We start from the raw sequence: 21,938 nt of genomic DNA on the forward strand, positions 1-21,938 counted from the left end.
ATAATTTCGGCAATAAAAGCAAAAAAGTTTCGTTAAAACTGCCTGAATACCCCAATTGGACAATGATAGAAGTTCCAAGGAAATCGAAAATTGACAAATAAGCACTCATAACTGATAGAGAAGCGTTTTTGGCTTTTCGCGTGTGGGTGCGTCACTTGACGAATTCCTGCCGTGAACCATCTTTGCTACAAAACCATCTTCTCTAAGCGCTTGGGCACCTTGGTGGCCGTGGGTGAACATGCTTGCAGCCAGTCCAAAGGACAAGGTGCCAGCGCAGCCTCGGGGGCAGCGGGTTTCTTCGATGCACGCTTTGTGGGCACGCTGGCGCTGGGCTTTGCTTCGGTGAGTCTGGGCTGGAGTCAAACCCTGCCCCAAGGGGCGCAAGTGGTGCAAGGGGTGGTCAGTGTCAGCCAGTCGGGTCACCAAATGGCCATCACCCAAAGCACGCCCAAAGCGGTGGTCAATTGGCAAAGCTTCGATATCGGCCAAAACGCCAAGGTCAACGTGCTGCAGCCCAGCAGCCAGTCGGTGCTGCTCAACCGCGTGCTGTCAGACAACCCCACCCAAATTCTGGGCCAGTTGCAAGCCAACGGTCAGGTGGTCCTGGTCAACCCCAAAGGCATCGTGGTGGGCAGCGATGGCAGTGTGAGTGCCAGCGCCTTCACGGCCTCCACCCTCAACATCAGCGACGCCGACTTCATGGCCGGCAACATGCGATACACCCGCGACGGCAGCACGGGCCAAGTCATCAACAAAGGCCGCATCGAAGTGGCCCCCGGCGGCTATGTGGCCTTGTTGGGCGCCGGTGTCAGCAACGAAGGCCAGATCATCGCGCCCCAAGGCGGCGTGGCTTTGGGTGCCGCCGACACCGTGACGGTGCCGCTGGGACGCACCGGCAAGATCAAATTGGCGCTGAGCCCCGCCAGCATCAACGCTGCAGTGGCCAACCAAAAAGACGGCGTGATTGTGGCCGAAGGCGGTCAGGTTTACCTGCAGGCCGCTGCACTGGGTCAAGCCGTGGCCAGCGTGCTGAACTCTGGCAGCATCGACACCAGCGGTGGACAAGCCGGTGCGGTGCATTTGTTGGCCGACGGCGGCCAGATCAAGGTGGACGGGCGCATCACGGCCAACAGCTCGGGGCAAGATGACCAGGGCCACACCCGCAAAGGCGGCGACATCGTCATCGGGCGCGACGAAGACACGGGTGTGTTGGCCAAGGCCACCGACGTGAGCGGTGCCAAGTTGGAAAGCCAGCGCGGCTTTGTCGAGACTTCGGGCGACCACCTGGTCACACGCGAGGTCTCTGTCAAAGCAGCAGAGTGGTTGCTGGACCCGTCCGACATCACCATATCGAGCGCCGCCGACAGCAATGTGACGGGCACCAGCCCTGCCGACACCACGCCCAACGGGGCGACGGGCACCAGCAGTGTGGTCAGCGTCAACACCATTCAAACGGCCATCAACGCGGGCACCAGCGTCACCATCAAAACCACCAATGACAGCAACACCACGGGCGCTGGCAACATCACCCTCGCCAACGCCTTGGTCTTCAACAACCAAGGGGCCACAGACGCCAGCTTGAACCTGGTGGCCGACAACGGCATCACGCAAAACGCGGGCGCATCGATCACCACCAACGCCGCAAGCGCCCAACGGGTCAACGTCAACTTGACGGCCAACGGCAACTACCAGGGCAACACAGCCGAACACGCCAGCAGCCAAGGCATTGTGCTGAGCAGCACCATCAACACCAATGGCGCGGTCACCTTGACGGGCACTAACAAAAATACGGGTGCAGGGGCTGGCGTCCAATTCGGTTCCGGTGCCAGCATCACCACCCCAGGCGCTGTCACGGTCACGGGCACATCGACTTCGGGAACAGGCTACGGTGTTGTCTTGAACAACACGCTCATCGATGCAGGCACCACAGGTGACATTTCGATCACGGGGACGTCCACAGGCAATCACGGCGTTTTCAACAATTTGACATACAGCAACGCCTACAACATGAAGTTGCTGGGCAAAAATGTCTCCATCCATGGCAGCACATCGGGTACGGGTTCATCGGGCTTTCTCAGCTACATCGGTGCATTCGCGGGCAACATCGTTACAGCAGCCGAGAATCTGTCGATCACCGGCATCGTGAATGGCGAAGGCTCCGGCAAAGCCATTGATCACGGCACGACCAGCTGGCAAAACCTGGTCAACGCTTACACAGCGGGTGGCACCCTCAGCATCACCGGCACCAACGCCTCTGCGGCCAACACCAGTCCCACCATCAGCATGGTGGGTGTTCAGGCCAGGGCCGGCGGGGACCTGACCGTCAGTGCCACCACCAACAACGCCGCCACAGACGCGATTTTCATCAATTCGTCCGCTTACTTTTCAGGTGTCCCTGCTCCAGGCTATATAGGCGGCGCATCTTCATTTGTCTCGACAGGTGGCAACACCACCCTCAAGAGCAATCAAGGTTCGATCTTGATTCAAGACGGGGTACCCAACTCGGTGACCTCAACGGCCATCACCGGCAAGAACGTGATCATCGACAACACGGGCGGCACGTTCGCTGGGGGCGTTTTCACGGCAGGCAGTGGTGTGTCCACAGCCGCTGGCCGCTCAGGCGTTCAAATCGCTGACAGCGTGCGAGTCAACGACCCGAATCTGGCCAGCAACCCAATGCTGCGCACCATCACTGCGACTGACGGGGGGCAGATCGTTTTGAGCGGCAAGAAGGCAAGCACTCTGGGCAGCGGTGTTGAAATCAGAAGTTCCGCCGCTTTGACGGCCGCGAACATCACCATCAACGGCGAAAACACCGGCGCATCTGGCGCGGCCATCAACATCAGCAATGGGGCTGCCAGGTTGACATCCACACAAGCCACCACATTGACTTCTGGCGGGGTGGGCTCCGGCACTTCTTTGGTGGCTGCTGGCAACATCTCTGTCGGCACCCAACTCACAGTCACCAACCCTGCGGCGGGCTCCATTTCGGGCACGATCAGCGGCACCGGCTCATTGCTGAAATCAGGCGCAGGTCAACTGACCTTGTCAGCCTATAACGCCACCACAGCGAACTACGAGACCAACACATTTTCGGGGGGCACCACCATCAGTCAAGGCGCACTGGTGATCGGGCATGGTGGTGGCAACTACAACAAAACGGCAGGCACCGGCGCGATCGTTGTGGGCGATCTCAATACCGGCAACAACAACGTGAGTTTGCTGGTCGAAAAAGGCACGCCTGGCAATGAATGGGGTTACCTGACCAGAGACATCACTTTCACCAACAATGGCACAGGCACAGCCACCTTGGGCACCACCTATGGACCTGCGGGAGAGACGGGGCGAGGCTGGTCGACGGTCAACAGCAAAATCACGTTGAATCGCGATGTGGTCATGAACGATGCCACCAACGACCGATTGACACTGGACGGTCAAATCACAGGCACGGGCAACATCAGCTTGACCGGCTCCCGCATCACGATGGGTGCCGTCAGCGGGACAGGAATTTCGGCCAATGATTTTGTGGGCAATGTCACCATTTCCTCGGGTACGGTGCTTCAAGCCAGCGCCAAGTACAACCTGCCCACCACGACGAATGTGATCAACAACGGCACACTGCGCATGCTGGATGGCAAACACCAATCGATCGATGGGCTTTCGGGTTCGGGCAAAGTCGAAACCACAAGCACTTCAGGCGGCTTGCTGACCACCTTCAGCGTGGGCAACAACAACAGCAGTGCAACGTACACCGGCACCATCGTCGGGACTTCATCACCCTTGAACTTGGTCAAAAACGGCACGGGCACACAAGTTCTGGCGGGCAACAACAATTACGCCGGCACCACCACCATCAATGCAGGCACCTTGCAAATTGGCAACGGTGGTACGTCGGGCACCATTGGTACAGGTGCCATCACCGACAACGGTGCCCTGGTTTTTAACCGCAGCGATAACGCTTTGGTGGTCAGTGCCAAAATTTCTGGCACGGGCACTGTGACCCAGGCGGGCACAGGCACCACCACGCTCACAGCCAACAACGACTGGAGCGGCTCTACCACCATCAGCGCAGGCACTTTGCAAATTGGCAATGGCGGCACCACAGGCACACTCGGAACATCGCCCACCGTCAACAACAACGGCACACTGGCGTTCAATCGCAGCGACAACATCACGGTGGACCAGCAAATCACCGGCACGGGTGGGTTGACCAAGGCTGGCACTGGCACGCTGACATTGATGGACTCGGCCAGCCTCAACGGTGCCAACAACTACAGCGGTGTGACCACCATCAGTGCTGGCACTTTGCAAGTGGGCGATGGTGGCACCTCGGGCCATTTGGGCACCGGCAACATTGTGAACAACGGCAAACTGGTGATCAAACATTCCGATGCGGTCACGATCAACCAGATCATCAGTGGATCAGGAAAATTGACGCAGTCAGGGACAGGCGTCACCACCTTGACCGGTGTCAACACCTACACAGGCGGCACCGATGTGGTGTCGAGCATGCTGCAAATTGGTGATGGAACCAACAACGGACAGATTGGATCTGGTACGACCAACATCGCTTCGGGTGCTACCCTGAATTTCAACGTCAAGACGGGAACGACGGCCAACTATTTATCAAGTAATACGTTCACAGGAACAGGCACGCTGCAAAAAACGGGTGCAGGTGGTTTAACTTGGAGCAGTGCTTCTGCTGTTTTTGGCATGACCGGCGGTTTGATCGATGTGCAAGCCGGTATATTTACTGGAGCGAGCGGTAACAATGAGATTTGGACCAACAACAAAGCTTCACTGAATGTTGCAACCGGCGCCACGTTTCAGGGCGTGGAAGGCAACATCATCGTGGATGCCTTGACCGGCGGTGGAGCGGTCAGCTCTGGATGGGGCGGACTTGCGTATGGCTTCACCGTTGGTGTCAACGGTGGCTCAGGCACATTTTCAGGGGCCATCCAGGATGCCAACGGACAAGCAGCCAAACTGACCAAACTAGGCACAGGCACACAGATCCTGACGGGCAACAACACCTACACCGGCACCACCACCATCAGTGCGGGTGTCTTGCAGGTCGGCAATGGTGGCACCACCGGCAATTTGGGCACAGGCGCGGTCATCGACAACGCCGCTTTGGTCTTTAACCGCAGCAATGCGCTGACCGTGGGCAACGCCATCAGCGGCACGGGCACGCTGACGCAATCCGGGACAGGCACCACCATCCTGACAGGCACGAACACTTATTCGGGCACCACCACCCTCAGCACAGGCATTTTGCAAGTGGGCAACGGTGGCACCTCTGGCACCTTGGGCACCGGCGCAGTGGTGAACAACACCCATCTGGTGTTCAACCGTTCCAACGCCTTGCTGGTGAGCGGCGCCATCAGCGGTACAGGCACGTTGACCCAAATGGGTTCGGGCACAAGCACCTTGGCGGCAGACAACACGTATGCAGGCACCACCACCGTCAGTGGTGGCACCTTGCATGTGGGCAACGGTGGCAGCACAGGCACCTTGGGCGCAGGCGATGTCACGCTCAGCAACAACGCCACTTTGAGCTATGTGCGCTCCGCCAGCACCACCATCGCCAACACCATTTCTGGCGCAGGCAACGTGTCGGCCAACATCACGGGTGCAACCAGTGACCTGACGGTCAACAGCAGCATCAACCTGACGGGCGGTAAGGCGAACTTGGTCACGGATGGCAACCTGTTGGTGAAGCAAGCCATCAGCACGACAAACGCCACGGCGTCAGCCGTGTTTCTCGAATCCGGCAAATCCACGGCAGCGGGCACAGCCACAGGCGGCGACATTCAGATTTCGGGCAGCGGTGCGGTCACCGTGGGCAGCGGTGGACGCGCCACCTACATGACAGGCTCCATTGCAGGCAGCACCGGCATGGGCGTCTTGGCCGGCAACAACCGCTACAACAGCGATGAGACCACCACCAACTACACCGCCGCCCTGGGCTCTGGCGCTTATGCCATTTACCGCGAAAAACCCTTGGTCTCGGTGCAAGTCAACAGTGTCACCAAAACCTATGACGGCCTCGTTTTCTCTGGAGGCACGCTCAACACCACCTTGACGTCTGGCGCATTGCGCAATGGCGACACCTTCTCAGCGCTGACCGCCAACGCCTCGTTCGGCGGGACTTCGCAAGGCAGCAAAAATGCATCGACCACGCCTTATTCAATTTCTGTCACCGACACGGGTGGCAAAAATGCGTTGGGCTATGGGCTGACGTACAACGCCGGCAGCTTGACCATCAACAAGGCCAACCTCACGATCACCGCCAACCCGGTCACCAAAACCTATGACGGCACCGTCAACGCCACGGGCACAGGCACCGTTGCGGCCCTGGCGGGTGTGGCAGGCGGCGATGTGGTCAACAACGCGGGCAAGCAAGCCTTTTTGGATGCCAATGCAGGGTCCAACAAAACCGTGCGTGCCTCTGGTGTGACGATCAAAGATGCGGCCAATGCCGACATGACCGGCAACTACAACATCACCTACACCGACAACACCAGCAGCCTGATCAACAAGGCCAACCTGACGGTCACGGCGAACGACGATGCACGTTTTGTGGGCCGCACCGATGCCGCCGGTTTTGCGGGTGTGCACTACACCGGATTGGTCAATGGCGAAACCAGCAGCGTGCTGGGGGGCACCTTGGCCATCACACGCAGCAACGACTCGACGGGCACTGCCGGTGTTTACACAGGTGTTTTGTCGCCATCGGGTTTGACATCGGGCAACTACAACATTGCTTTTGCCACGGGCACTTACACCATCGTACCTGCCAATCAATTGCTGATTCGCAACGCAAACATCGATGCCACCTACGGCAGCAGCTGGACGTATGACCCCACAGCCCAGTACCTGGACGGCAACAACGACGCCATCATCACCCTGAGTCGCACTGGAACAGGCAACAACTTCACGTTCAGCGATGGCCTGGGCACATCGGTCAACGCCACGCTCAAGGCTTATGCGGGCACCAACCTGGCGGGGCTGAGCAGCTCTGGCCACACGGTGGTTGGCAACTACAGCATCAAAGACATCAGCCCCACGGTGGTGGGTGGCAACTTTGTGGGGGCCCCCGTGTTTGCGGGTCAGTTGAATGTGCTGGCCAAGGCCGTCACGCCCAATGCCACTGGCGTGAGCAAAGTCTACGACGGCACCACGGCCATGAACAACGTGGTGTTGGGCTTGACGGGGCAAGTGACAGGTGATGGCCTGACCATCAGTGGCACAGGGTCGTTCACCAACAAAAACGCGGGCACGGGCCTGGGTTACACGATTGCCAACATGGCCTTGAGTGGTGCCGATGCTGCCAATTACTACCTGAGCGGCAACACCTCCAGCCTTTCGGGCACAGACGGCATCATCACCCCGGCTACGTTGAAGCTGACCACCAGCAACGTGAGCAAAACCTACGACGGCACCACCAGTGCCATGGGCTCAGCGGTGGCCACACAAAGCACGCAACTGTTTGGCTCGGACACGGTCAGCGGTGGCACGTTTGCTTTCACCGACAAAAATGCAGGCACCGGCAACAAAGTGGTGCAAGTGTCTGGCGTCACCCTCAACGATGGCAACGGCGGCGGCAACTACATCGTCGAATATGTCAACAACACGACCAGCACCATCCACAAAGCCGACTTGGCGATCCAAGCAGTCACCGACACCAAGACCTATGATGGCACGGTTGTGTCGGGCAAAGTGCTTGAAGTGAACAACGCCAGTGGCAGCACCGACGTGGTGACGGCTTCGCAGGAATTTGCGAGCAAAAACGCTTTGGGCACCAGCGGCAGCACATTGCAGGTGAAGTCGGGTTACACGGTCAAAGACACGGGTGGTGCCGACATGAGCGGCAACTACAACATCAGCACGACCACCGCCGCAGGCACCATCGACAAGAAGAACGTCACCCTGGACAGCATCAGCGCAGACCACAAAACCTACGACGGCAGCGACCAAGCCAGCATCACCTCGGGGGCCATCAGCACAGGCGTGGGTTCCGAGACTTTGAGCGTCAGTGGCTTGGGCACGTTTGCAGACAAGCATGTCGCCAGTGGCAAGACGGTCACCGTGTCCGATGTGGCGACATTGTCCAAGACCGATGGCACAGGCAGTTGGGCCAACTACAACCTGACCACCACAGGCGCACTCACCACCACGGCCAATATTTCGGCCCGGACCTTGATCCTGGCAGCAGCCACCGACAGCAAAACCTACGATGGCACCACCAGCTCCTCGGCTGCGGTGCTCATCACCGGGGCGCAAACCGGTGACACCATTTCTGCCAACCAGGTGTTTGCCAGCAAGCATGCTTTGGGTGCAAACAACTCTGTTTTGAAAGTGGGCAGCTTCACCATCGAGGATGGCAACAACGGCAACAACTACGTGGTCAGCCAAAACACGGCCTCGGGCACCATCCAAAAAGCCAACTTGACCGTCACGGCCACGCAGCTTGAAAAAACCTACGACGGCACCACCACGGCCACGGGCTCGGGCACCGTGGGCACATTGGCAGGACAAGCCGCTGGAGAAAGCGTCAACGCGGCAGGCTCGCAAGCTTTCTTGAGCAAGAACGCAGGCCAGGCCAACAAATACGTTCGGGCATCGGGCGTGACCATCAAAGACAGTGCCAACGCCGATGTCACCAGCAACTACGACATCAGCTACATCGACAACACCAGCAGCACCATTCACAAGGCCGATCTGGTGGTGAGCTTGGCCGATCAGACCAAGGTGTACGACGGCACCACCACCGTGACCTTGGCCTCCAGTGCCTTCACGGTCACAGGCGTGACGGTCGGCGGTGTCACCGAAAGCGCCACGATCAAGTCAACAACGGGCACTTACAACGACAAAAACGTGGCCTCGGCCCACACGGTCATCGCCACCTTGTCCGGTGCCGATTTCAGCTCGGGCACGGCCGATGTGAGCAACTACAACTTGCCCGCTTCGGTCAGCAACACCAGCAGCACCATCACCAAAGCCAATCTTGCCGTGACCCTGGCCAACCAGACCAAGGTGTACGACGGCAACGCCAACGCCACCTTGGCCGCCGGTGCCATCACGGCCACAGGCGTGACGGTGGGCGGCGTGACCGAAACAGCCACCGTCACCCAAACTGTGGGCAGCTACAACAGCAAGAATGTCGCCAGCGCCAACACCGTGACCGCCCATTTGGCAGCGGGTCAGTTCACCGCAGGCACAGCAGATCTGGGCAATTACAACCTGCCCACCACGGTCAGCAACATCACCAGCACCATCACCCAGGCCGCGCTGACCCTGACGGCCAACAGCGACACCAGCAAGGTCTACAACGGCAGTGAACAAAGTGTGAGCGGCTTTGCCATCACCAGTGGCAGCCTGCAGGGAACAGACAGCTTGGCGGTGGACCTGGCCAGCATCACGGCAGGTGCCCAAGCCACCCACGCTGGCACACACACCAGCACAGTCAACGACAGTGCTTACACCAACGGCAACTACGCCATCACCAAAGTCAACGGTACGCTGTTCATTGACCAAAAAGAAGTCAGCCTGGCTGCCGCCAAAACCTATGACGGCAGCAAAACACTGACCGGTACACAGCTGAGCATCACCACGGGCGTGGGCAGTGAAACGCTGGGCTACACCTTGGCCACGATCCACAGCAAAAACGTGGGTGACAACAGCAGCAACTTTGTGGATGCCGTGAGCTTGAGCAACGGCAGCAACGGTGGTCTGGCCAGCAACTACAAATTGCCTGCCTTGTCCGCAAGCGTCAACAACTCGGTTGTTTTGACTGCCAAAGCCTTGACCGGTGCCATTGCCGATGTCACCACCACGTACGGCACGGCCACAGCCACCGGTGCTGTCAGCCTGAGCGGAAAAGTGGGCACAGACGACGTGTTGGCATCCAGCGCAGCAACCCTGGTGAGCGCCGACACCAGCACCAGCGGTCAAATCCGTGCAGGCAGCTATGTGCAAACGGTCAGCGCTGGCTTGACCGGCGCCGATGCGGGCAACTACAGCTTTGCAGGTTCCACGACCCCCACGGCCAACTACGTGGTCAACAAGTTGGCCTTGACCGGCGCGATTGCACAAGGCTTGAGCACTTACAGCAACACGCTGGTGGCCGGTGCTGTGAGCCTGACCAACACCGTGAGCGGTGACGATGTTTTGGCCAGCGGTGTGAACATCGACACCACCGGCAAGACCAGCACCAGCGGCCACCTCAAAGCCGGTGTGCACACGGGCATTCAAACACTCACGGGCCTGACGGGTGCTGACAAGGACAACTACAGTTTTGCCGATATCAAAGGTGATTACAAAGTCAACCAGCTCGCCTTGACTGGCACCATCGCCAAGGGTGAGACCGTTTACGGTGCCAGCTTGCTGACCGGTGCCGTCAATTTGACCAACAAAGTCGGCACCGACATGGTGGACGCCAGTGGCGTGAGCATTGACACCACAGGCAAGACCAGCACCAGTGGCAAGCTCAAGGCCGGAGAACACACGGGCATCCAGACCCTCAGCGGTTTGACGGGCACTGACAAAGACAACTACACATTCGCCGATGTCAAAGGCGACTACAAAGTCAACAAACTGGCCTTGACTGGCGGCATTGCTCAGGGCGAGAGCATTTACGGATCGACCTTGCAAACAGGTGCGGTGACGCTGACCAACAAGGTCGGCACCGACGTGGTGGATGCCAGTGGCGTGATCGTCGACACCACAGACAAGACCAGCACCAGCGGCAAGCTCAAAGCAGGCATGCACACCGGCGTTCAGACCCTCACGGGCATCACGGGCGCTGACATGGACAACTACACCTTTGCCGATATCAAAGGCGATTACAAAGTCAACAAACTGGCCTTGACGGGTTCGATTGCACAAGGCTTGACCACTTACGGCGACGCCTTGGTGGCCGGCACGGTGACGCTGAGCAACAAGGTCGGCACCGACATGGTGAATGCCAGTGGCGTGACCATCGACACGACAGGCAAGACCAGCACCAGTGGCAAGCTCAAGGCCGGTGAACACACGGGCATCCAGACCCTCACAGGCCTCACGGGTGTTGACATGGACAACTACACCTTCGCCGACGTTAAAGGCGATTACACCGTCAATAAGCTGGCCTTGTCTGGCACCATCGCCAAGGGTGAGACTGTTTACGGTGCCAACTTGCTGACCGGTGCCGTCAATTTGACCAACAAAGTCGGCACCGACATGGTGGACGCCAGTGGCGTGATCGTCGACACCAGAGGCAAGACCAGCACCAGCGGCAAGCTCAAGGCCGGTGAACACACGGGCATCCAGACCCTCACGGGCCTCACGGGTGCCGACATGGACAACTACACCTTCGCTGATGTCAAAGGCGATTACACCGTCAACAAACTGGCCTTGACGGGTTCGATTGCACAAGGCTTGACCACTTACGGCGACGCTTTGGTGGCCGGCACGGTGACGCTGAGCAACAAAGTCGGCACCGACGTGGTGGACGCCAGTGGCGTGAGCATCGCCACCACAGACAAGACAAGCACCAGCGGCCACCTCAAGGCGGGCGTGCACACAGGCATCCAGACCCTCACGGGCCTCACGGGTGCGGATACGGACAACTACACCTTTGCCGGCATCAAAGGCGATTACAAAGTCAACAAGCTGGCCTTGACCGTCGCTTCCATCGCAGACGTGTCGACGACTTACGCCACGGCAGCTGATGCAGGTGTTGTGAGCTTTGGCAACAAGCAAGGTGCTGACAAAGTCACCGCATCTGCTTCCATCGTGGGCGGCACCAACAGCACCAGCGGCCACCTCAAAGCAAGCAGCTACAAGCAAACCGTCACCGCCATCAGCGGTGACGATGCGGGCAACTACAGTTTTGAAAGTTTCACGACCACTGAAAACAACTACGTGGTCAACAAACTGGTCTTGACCGGCGCGGCCATTGCAGGCGTGAGCACCACTTACGCCACCGCGGCCAATACAGGTGCCGTGAGCTTTGCCAACGTCCAAGGTGGTGACAAAGTCACTGCTTCGGCTTCGATCGTTGGCGGTGAAAACAGTTCAAGCGGCCATCTCCAAGCAGGCAGCTACCAGCAAACCGCCACCACCATCGGTGGTGACGATTCAGCCAACTACAGCTTTGCAGGCTTCACCACCACTGACAACAACTATGTCGTCAACAAGCTGGCCTTGACCGGCGCAGCCATTGCAGGCGTGACCACCACTTACGCTACGGCGGCCAACGCAGGCACCGTGAGCTTTACCAACATCCAGGGTACTGACAAAGTCACTGCTTCCGCTTCGATTGTTGAAACCGCCACCAGCACCAGTGGCCACCTCAAAGCAGGCAGCTACCAACAAACCGCCACCGCCATCAGCGGTGACGATGCGGCCAACTACAGCTTTGCTGGCGTCACGACCACTGACAACAACTACGTGGTCAACAAGCTGGCTCTGACTGGCGCAGCCATTGCAGGCGTGAGCACCACCTACGCCACAGCGGCCAACACAGGCGCCGTGAGCTTTACCAACGTCCAGGGTGCCGACAAAGTGACGGCATCTGCTTCCATCGTGGGCGGCTCCAACAGCACCAGTGGCCACCTCAAAGCAGGCAGCTATCAACAAACAGCCACCGCCATCAACGGTGACGATGCGGCCAACTACAGCTTTGGTGGAGTCACCACGACTGACAACAACTATGCGGTCAACAAGCTGGCCTTGTCTGGCGCAGCCATTGCAGGTGTGACCACGACCTACGCTACGGCGGCCAACGCAGGTGCTGTGAGCTTTACCAACGTCCAGGGTACTGACAATGTCAATGCTTCGGCTTCGATCGTCGACGCCGTTACCAGCACCAGTGGCAAACTCAAAGCAGGCAGTTACAAGCAAACAGCCACTGCGATCACCGGTGACGATTCAGCCAACTACAGCTTTGCTGGCGTCACCACCACTGACAACAACTACGTGGTCAACAAGCTGGCCTTGTACGGCGCAGCCATTGCAGGTGTGACAACCACCTACGCCACAGCGGCCAACACAGGCGCCGTGAGCTTTACCAACGTCCAAGGTACTGACAAAGTCACTGCTTCGGCTTCGATTGTTGATACCGCCACCAGCACCAGTGGCCACCTCAAAGCAGGCAGCTACAAGCAGACCGCCACTGCGATCAGCGGTGACGATGCGGCCAACTACAGCTTTGGTGGCATCACGACCGCTGAGAACAACTACGTGGTCAACAAGCTGGCCTTGACCGACGCGGCCATTGCAGGTGTGACCACCACTTACGCGACGGCGGCCGATGCGGGCGCAGTGAGTTTTGGCAACGTGAAAGGTGCCGACCAAGTGACGGCTTCGGCTTCCATTGTGGGTGGCTCCAACAGCACCAGTGGAAACCTCAAAGCGGGTAGCTACCAGCAAACAGCCACTTCGATCAGCGGCGATGACGCGACCAACTACAGCTTTGCTGGCATCACGACCACTGACAACAACTATGTGGTTAACAAGCTGGCTCTGACTGGCGCAGCCATTGCAGGTGTAACCACGACTTACGCCACGGCGGCCGATGCGGGTGCTGTGAGCTTTACCAACGTCCAGGGTACTGACAAAGTCACGGCTTCGGCTTCCATTGTGAGCGGATCCAACAGCACCAGTGGCCACCTCAAAGCAGGCAGCTACAACCAGACCGCCACTGCGATCAGCGGTGACGATTCGGCCAACTACAGCTTTGCTGGCGTCACCACCACTGACAACAACTACGTGGTCAACAAGCTGGCCTTGTCAGGCGCGGCCATTGCAGGTGTAACCACGACTTACGCCACGGCGGCCGATGCGGGTGCTGTGAGCTTTACCAACGTCCAGGGTACTGACAAAGTCACGGCTTCGGCTTCCATCGTGGGTGGCTCCAACAGCACCAGCGGCCACCTCAAAGCAGGCAGCTATCAACAAACAGCCACCGCCATCAACGGTGACGATGCGGCCAACTACAGCTTTGGTGGCATCACGACCGCTGACAACAACTACGTGGTCAACAAGCTGGCCTTGACCGGCGCGGCCATTGCAGGTGTGACCACCACTTACGCGACGGCGGCCGATGCGGGCGCAGTGAGTTTTGGCAACGTCAAAGGTGCCGACCAAGTGACGGCTTCGGCTTCCATTGTGGGTGGCTCCAACAGCACCAGTGGAAACCTCAAAGCTGGTAGCTACCAGCAAACAGCCACTTCGGTCAGCGGTGAAGATGCTGCCAATTACAGCTTTGGAGGCCTCACCACCACGGACAACAACTACGTGGTCAACAAATTGGCCTTGACTGGCGCGGCCATCGCAGGCGTGAGCACCACCTACGCCACAGCGGCCAACACAGGCGCCGTGAGCTTTACCAACGTCAAAGGTGCCGACCAAGTGACGGCATCTGCTTCCATCGTGGGTGGTTCCAACAGCACCAGTGGCAACCTTAAAGCAGGCAGCTATCAACAAACAGCCACCGCCATCAACGGTGACGATGCTGCCAACTACAGCTTTGGTGGCATCACGACCGCTGACAACAACTACGTGGTTGATAAAAAATCCATCAGCTTGAGTGGCATCACTGCTGCCAGCAAGGTGTACGACGCCAGCAATGCTGCGACTGTTTCGGTGTCTGGAGCTCACTTCAATGGCCAGATCAGCAGCGATGAGTTGTCTGTGACCTCGACTGGCACATTCAGCGACAAGAATGCGGCTACTGGCAAAACGGTGACCTTGGTGAATACCTTGGGCGGTGCCGACCTGGGCAACTACACCATCACCGATCAAGTCACTACAACGGCCGACATCAGCAAGAAGTCCATCACACTGAGTGGCATCACTGCCTCTAACAAGACGTACGACGGCAACAACGTTGCTACTGTTTCTGTCACCAGCGCCAACTTCGGGGGTAAGGTCAGTGGTGACGATTTGTCCGTTGCCTCCACAGGCACGTTCAGCGACAAGAATGCGGCCACAGGTAAAACGGTCACTTTGGCCAACACCTTAAGTGGTGGCGATCTGGGCAACTACACCATCACCGACCAGGCCACGACCACGGCCGACATCAGCAAGAAGGCCATCACACTGAGTGGTATCACCGCCTCTAACAAGACGTATGACGGCAGCAACGTTGCTACTGCTTCTGTCACCAGCGCCAACTTCGGAGGTAAGGTCAGTGGCGATGATTTGTCCGTTGCTTCCACGGGCACGTTCAGCGACAAGAATGCGGCTACAGGTAAAACGGTCACTTTGGTGAATACCTTGGGAGGTGCTGATCTGGGCAACTACGCCATCACTGATCAGGCCACGACCACGGCCGACATCAACAAAAAGGCGATCAGCTTGAATGGCATCACTGCGGCCAGCAAGACGTATGACGGCAACAACATCGCGTCTGTTTCGGTGGATGAGGCCGTGTTCAAGGATATGGTCGCAGGTGATGATCTGAAAGTGACCTCGACGGGCACATTCAGCGACAAAAATGTGGCCACAGGTAAAACGGTCACTTTGGTGAATACCTTAGGCGGTGTCGATCTGGGCAACTACGCTATCACCGATCAAGTCAGTACCACGGCCGACATCAACAAGAGGGCGATCACACTGAGCGGCATCACCGCAGCAAGCAAGACCTATGACGGCAGCAAAGCTGCGACTGTTTCAGTTTTTGATGCCGTGTTCAACAACATGGTTGTGGGTGATGAGCTGAAAGTGACCTCGACTGGCACGTTCAGCGACAAGAATGCGGCCACCGGCAAAACGGTGACCTTGGTGAATACCTTGGGCGGTGCTGATCTGGGCAACTACGCGATCACAGACCAGGCTACGACCACGGCTGACATCAGCAAGAAAGCCATCACACTGAGTGGCATCACTGCGGCCAATAAGACGTATGACGGCAACAAGGTCGCTTCTGTTTCGGTGAATGGGGCCGTGTTCAAGGACATGGTCGCAGGTGATGAACTGACAGTGGCCTCCACTGGCAAGTTCGACGACAAGAATGTGGCCACGGGCAAAACGGTGACCCTGGTGAATACCTTGGGCGGTGCCGATCTGGGCAACTACAGCATCGCCGATCAAGCCAACACCACGGCCGACATCAGCAAGAAAGCCATCACACTGAGCGGCATCACTGCGGCCAACAAGACTTACGACGGCAACAACGTTGCGGTTGTTTCTGTCGTTGGTGCTGTTTTCAAGGACATGGTTGTTGGTGACGATTTGTCTGTCGCCTCCATCGGCACGTTCAGCGACAAGAATGTTGGCGAAAGCAAAACAGTCACGCTCAGCAACACCTTAACGGGTGCCGATCTGGGCAACTACACCATCACCGATCAATCCACCACCACCGCCAACATCTCCAAGAAAGACCTCCACATCAGCGGCCTGACGGCGGCCAACAAGGTCTATGACGGCAACACCCAAGCCAAAGTGGTCACCGGCGCAGCCATCTTTGACGGTTTGGTTCAGGATGATGTGGTGACCCTTTCTGCCACGGGCAGTTTTGATACGCGCCATGTGGGCCAGTCCAAACCGGTCGTCATCAGCACGACTTTGGATGGCCAGGATGTTGGCAACTACAACATCACTTCGCAGTCCCTGACGACGGCCAACATCACCCCGGCACCCTTGAAAATCAAGGCCACCGCCGTTCGCAAAACCTACGATGGCACCCCTTTGGCCAATGGCACGGGCGTGTTGGTGGGCGTGTTGGCCGGAGCTGAGGCAGGCGACAAAATCGATCAAGCGGGCGTTTTGAGCTTCACGGATAAAAATGCGGGCACAGGCAAAACCGTGACCGTCAAGGGCGTTCGCCTGATCGACGGCACCTTGGCCGATGTCACGGGCAACTACAGCATCGAGTACATCGACAGTGTGGAGGGGGTGATTGACCGGGCGCAAGCCAGCATCAGTGCCTCCGCCATGTCGGTGACCTACAACGGCCAAACCCAATCTCAAAGTGCAGCGGTGCTCAGCGGTTTTGTGTCGGGCGATGACGTGCAAGCCGGTGGTTTGGCCAGTGGTCGTCAGGTGGGCAGTTATGCCTCTGCGCTGACAGCCACAGGGCGCGATGTGGGCAACTACACCATCACCTTCAACAATGCGGCCCTGCAGATTGGCAAAAAAGCCGCGAGTTTGTCCTCACTGGACCAAAGTGTGGTTTACAACGGTCAGACGCAGAGTCTGGTGGGCACTCAGGGCAGCGGTTTTGTCGTGGGTGACGATTTGATCTTTGGCGGTTTGCCCAGTGCGCGTCAAGTGGGTCAATACACCTCAGCCCTGATGGTTTCCGGCGCCGATGCGGGCAACTACGACATCACCTATGGCCATGGAAAATTGACGATCACGCCCAAAGATGCCTGGGTCTCGGCGCAGGCTCAAAGCGTCATTTACAACGGCAGCACACAAATGCAAAGCGCCCCACGTCAAGAGGGCTTCATAGCCGGTGATGACGTTGTGGTGACGGGTGCGGCACAGGGGCGTGACGCGGGCAGCTATGCCTCCAATTTGTCGGTCAGCGGAGCCGATGTCAAAAATTACACGGTCCGTTTGCAGCAAGCTGATTTGCGCATTCAAAAAGCGATGCTGGGTTTTGTGGGCACCACGGTGTCTGACAAGTTGGCCGATGGCAACACCGTCGCGCAGGTCAAGGCGGGGCGCATCACCGGTTTGATGGGGGCGGAGTCGCTCAACATCAGCGCAGTGACAGGCCGTTTTGCCGATGCTGCGCCAGGCACAGACAAAGCGGTTGAAGTGGTTTACGGCCTGAGCAATGGCGATCACGGAGGTCGTGCCAGCAATTACGACTGGTCACCGGTGGTGCTCAAAGCCAACATCACGGCACCCACCGTGTCGAACTTGGTGGTGATGGACAGCCAGGCCGCCAAGCCGACATTCAGCCGACTTTACTTTCAAGGTTTTGGGGGCTTGGGTGGTGTGGGTGCGGCCATGGGACAAGTCAACTACAGCATTCGCACCCAGCCAGCTCAGGCGTGCACGCCCCAAAAACTGGAAGACTGCATTTGTGAGCGAGTCGTGGATTCGGCCATGGAAATTTGTTTCCCCGCTGATCAGGGTCGACAAGCCAAACGCTGAATCTTGCAAAAATTTGACCTGGCCATTTCTGGGTCAAATGGCTGCAAGGGCCACTGTGTACAGGACCCGGTCCTGCGTCAATCGGCTGCAGGCAATTGCAGCTCGATGCAGGCACCGCTGCCGGCATGCTCAGCCAAGACCAAGCGCCCGCCGTTGCGTTTGGCCAAGGATTGCGCCAGCGACAGGCCCAGGCCGACGCCTTGCGATGGGGCGCTGAAAAATGCCGAGCTCACTTGCCGATAAACCTCGGCCGTCATGCCGGGGCCGTTGTCGGTGATGGCCAAGTGCACCGTTGCGCCCGATCGCCAGGCTCGAAACTCGACACGGCGCGTGCTTTGCGGCAAGGTTGCTTGCAGGGCATTGCGCAGCACATGGGCCAGAATTTGCACCAATTGGGCGGCATCAGCGTGCACGAACAACGTGTCTTCAGGCCAGCTGACGTGCATTTGCACCCCCTCGGCCCATGTCCAGCTGCTGGCCAGTTGTTGTGCGTCCAGCATCACTTGCTGGATTTGGACACGGGGGTGAGGGCCGTTTTCTGAGCTGACAAAAGTCCGAATGCGGCCCACCAAGTCGCCCGCCTTTTGGGCGTTGCGCTGCAGATCCTGAATGTAGGGGGTCAGGGTGTCGGGGCCTTTGTCCTGAACTTCCATCTCCAGCCGATCGGTGATCAGGTACAGGTTGGTCAGGGGTTGGCTCAGTTCGTGGGCCAGTGATGCAGCCATGCCGCCCAAGCCATGGTGGCGGTCGATGTGTGCCATTTGCTCATTCAGACGGATCACCCGCGTTTGATGTGCTTGGTCGGTTCGCAGTGCATGAATTTGGCGGTTCAAGTCTTCGAGCTTCAAGCCCAAAAACCCCAGATGCGCCAACATCGTCACAAGCACCACCGCAGCGACCCACAGCCAGGTGTGGGGGGCGTGCCCGTTTGGCCAAGGCGAGTGCCCGGAGGCCAGCAACACCGACACAAGGACCAGCGCCAAGGCCGCCGTCAAGAACGCCAAGGCCATGCAAGTTGCTGCTGCACTGTCTTGGCGTCGCCGAATGTCACGGGCCAACAGCCCTGCCCAAAGGCAGCTGCCAGCCATGGCGATCAACAGCCCCGATGGCCCCAATGCCTGGTTGGGCAAACCCTGTGCGAGTGCGGCGGCAAGGCTGCTCAACACCGCGCAAGCGAGCCAGGCTTGTGCCATTTTGAGCGGGCGGTTCAAGACGTGGCGCAAGGCCAGCGCTTGGGTCCACACCCCCCACAGGCACATGCCAGCGATCCCCAAATTCAGCCAGCCGTGAACGCTGTTCCACCACAAGCCCGCCATGCACAGCCCCGCGCCCAATGCCGTGGTGCCGCTGCACCACAAGGCGGTGGCACGGGACCTTGTGGATTTCAGCAAGTACTTCACCACACCCGACAGCGCCATGCATGCCCCTCCTGCCAGAAGCAGCGCTGTGGGCAGTTGCAACACCATCAGTTTGGATGTTCAAGAGCGGGCGGCAGGCTCACTGCGGGGCTACAAAACTGCCGGACTTGCCACCGTGTTTTTCAAGCAGCTTGACGCCGTTGATGGTCATGCCCCGGTCCACGGCCTTGCACATGTCGTAAATGGTGAGCAAGGCGACCTGAACAGCCGTCAAGGCTTCCATCTCCACGCCGGTTTGCCCGGTGACTTCGGCTGTCGCGGTGCAGACCACACAAGCCGCGTCGGGGGGGATCTCGAACTCAACAGCCACGCGGGTCAACCCAATCGGGTGGCACAGCGGAATCAAGTCGCTGGTTTTCTTGGCCCCTTGGATGCCGGCAATGCGGGCAATGCCCAGGACATCGCCCTTTTTGGCGGTGCCGGACGTGACCAAGGCCAAGGTGCTGGGCAGCATGTCGATGCGGCCAGTGGCCACCGCCACCCGTCGGGTCAGGGCTTTGCTGCCCACATCGACCATGTGGGCTTGCCCTTGGGCATCAAAATGGGTCAGAACACCGGAATTCTCGCTCATGGCCATAGGGGTAACACCCGTTTACAAGTGGTTCACAACAATGGCGCATCATACGGGGATTGAACAAGACACGACCGACCTTGAAAAACAAATTGCGTCTCCATTTGTTGCTGGCTTCACTGGCTTGTGCCGTGACTTTTGCGCCTGTCCGGGCACAAACACTGGGCCTGCCTGCCCTGGGTGACGGGGAAAGCATCTCCTTGAGCGCCGAGAGGCAGTTGGGTGACCGGATCGCCCGTGAGTTGTACCGGGACCCCGATTTTCTGGAAGATGCCGTCCTGGACGAGTACATCCAGCAATTGTGGGCGCCTTTGATCAAATCGGCAGCGGCCCGAGGCGACTTGTCACCCGAATTGCAAGAACGGTTTGCCTGGCGCATTTTGCTGGGCCGCGACAGAACCGTGAACGCCTTTGCTCTGCCGGGCGGGTATTTGGGTGTCCACTTGGGTTTGATTGCCGTGGTCAGTTCGCATGACGAACTGGCCTCGGTCTTGGCGCATGAGTTGAGCCATGTGACCCAGCGCCACATTGCGCGGAGCATGGACGACCAAGCCAAAATGACCCCTTGGGTCATTGGCTCCATGATTTTGGGGGCTCTGGCCGCCAGCAAAAGTGCCCAAGGCGCTCAAGCCTTGATTGTGGGGGGACAGGCCGCAGCCGCGCAGTCTCAGCTGAGCTACTCACGCGACATGGAGCGCGAAGCCGACCGGGTGGGCTATGGCATTTTGGTGGATGCAGGCTATGACCCCAAAGGCTTTGTTGGCATGTTTGCCAAGTTGCAACAAGCCTCCGGTTTGAACGACAGCGGTGCCTTTCCTTATTTGCGCAGCCACCCGTTGACGACGGAGCGCTTGGCTGACATGCAAGCGCGGCAGCAGCTCAATGCCAGCGCGGCAGCTGCGCCCAGCGATGTGGCCCAAGCCATGCTGGCCGCCAGAGCGCGTGTTTTGGCGCAAAGCAGCCCGGACGCCCTGAGGGCCTGGACGCAGGACGAACGCCAGGCGGGTGCAGAGCGCTCTGAGGTCCAGCAAATCGGTGCTTTGTACGCCGCCACACTGGCCTATTTGCAGATGCGCAATATGGAGGGTGCTGACCGCACGCTCGCGTCTTTGACCGATCGGCTTGCCAAGGTTCAAGCCGACAAGGGCGGGCAAGGCCTGCAGGCCGCGCCCGAAATGGCGGCAAGCCGTTGGCTGCGTTTGTTGCGTGCGGAAGTGGCCTTCAAACAAAACCGCTTTGAAGCTGTGCTGACCACGCTGGTGCCCAATGGCCCGCAGGCCAACTTGCCCCGGCCTGAACTGATCGCGGTGGCACAAGCCTTGCAGCGTTTGCCCCAACACCCGTGGCTTGACGGGATCACTCGCCAGCTTCGCAGCACGGTGCAGCGCTCGCCCAACGACGCACAGGCTTGGCAAACCCTGGCCGGTTTGCTCTCGCTGCAAGGCGCTGCCCTGGGGGCTTTGCGTGCCGAAGGCGAAGCCCAAATTGCACGCCTGGACTGGACTGGCGCGGTGGACCGCTTGCGGGCGGCCCAAGATCGGGCCAGACAAGGCCGCTTGCTGCCGGGCGATCACATCGAAGCGTCCATTGTGGATGCCCGTTTGCGTTACGCACAAGACCGGCTGCGCGACATGCAGGTTCAGCGCAACTGAGCCAGCCCTGTGAAGTTTGAAATGAAATGCAGGTCTTGGGCACAGCGATCAGCTATGTAACCCCCTGTAGGAGCCCCGCCCTCGGGGCGATTCTTGGTGGTCTGCGAGGGTGATCGCGACGGGGGCGTCGCTCCTACAGGGGGAATCCCTGCATTTTGTAGGAGCCCCGCCCTCGGGGCGATGGGTCGTGGTTTGCGAGGG

Annotated in this window: 4 protein-coding genes; 2 read left to right on the forward strand and 2 right to left on the reverse strand. The window is 58.8% G+C overall.

Features of this window, described 5'->3' with window-relative positions:
* Nucleotides 1–171: 171 nt before the first annotated feature.
* Nucleotides 172–18,096: a YDG domain-containing protein gene (locus tag B9Z48_RS09375; protein WP_108377923.1), complete on the forward strand. Its 17,925-nt coding sequence runs from the start codon at nt 172–174 to the stop codon at nt 18,094–18,096.
* A gap of 77 nt (nt 18,097–18,173) precedes the next feature.
* Here B9Z48_RS09375 and B9Z48_RS09380 read toward each other — a convergent pair whose 3' ends face one another.
* Together B9Z48_RS09380 and moaC are read right to left on the reverse strand one after the other, a co-directional pair.
* On the reverse strand, nt 18,174–19,562 hold the full coding sequence (locus B9Z48_RS09380) for a sensor histidine kinase (protein ID WP_108377924.1): 1,389 nt from the start codon (nt 19,560–19,562) through the stop codon (nt 18,174–18,176).
* A 31-nt stretch (nt 19,563–19,593) separates the two neighbouring features.
* The gene (gene moaC, locus B9Z48_RS09385) at nt 19,594–20,085 is read right to left on the reverse strand and encodes a cyclic pyranopterin monophosphate synthase MoaC (RefSeq protein WP_089963629.1); all 492 of its coding nucleotides are present in this window, start codon (nt 20,083–20,085) and stop codon (nt 19,594–19,596) included.
* Between the two features lie 80 nt (nt 20,086–20,165).
* Between moaC and B9Z48_RS09390 the strand changes: the two genes are divergently transcribed.
* Entirely contained in the window at nt 20,166–21,737 is a 1,572-nt protein-coding gene (locus B9Z48_RS09390) for a M48 family metalloprotease (RefSeq protein ID WP_233261067.1), read from the forward strand.
* Nucleotides 21,738–21,938 lie beyond the last annotated feature (201 nt).

Source organism: Limnohabitans sp. WS1, assembly GCF_003063265.1.
Lineage (GTDB): Bacteria > Pseudomonadota > Gammaproteobacteria > Burkholderiales > Burkholderiaceae_C > Limnohabitans_A.

What these genes read in the sequence shown, in the direction of transcription:
- moaC (WP_089963629.1), bottom strand. Translation starts at nt 20,085, where the DNA reads ATGAGCGAGAATTCCGGTGTTCTGACCCATTTTGATGCCCAAGGGCAA.
- B9Z48_RS09380 (WP_108377924.1), bottom strand. Translation starts at nt 19,562, where the DNA reads ATGGTGTTGCAACTGCCCACAGCGCTGCTTCTGGCAGGAGGGGCATGC.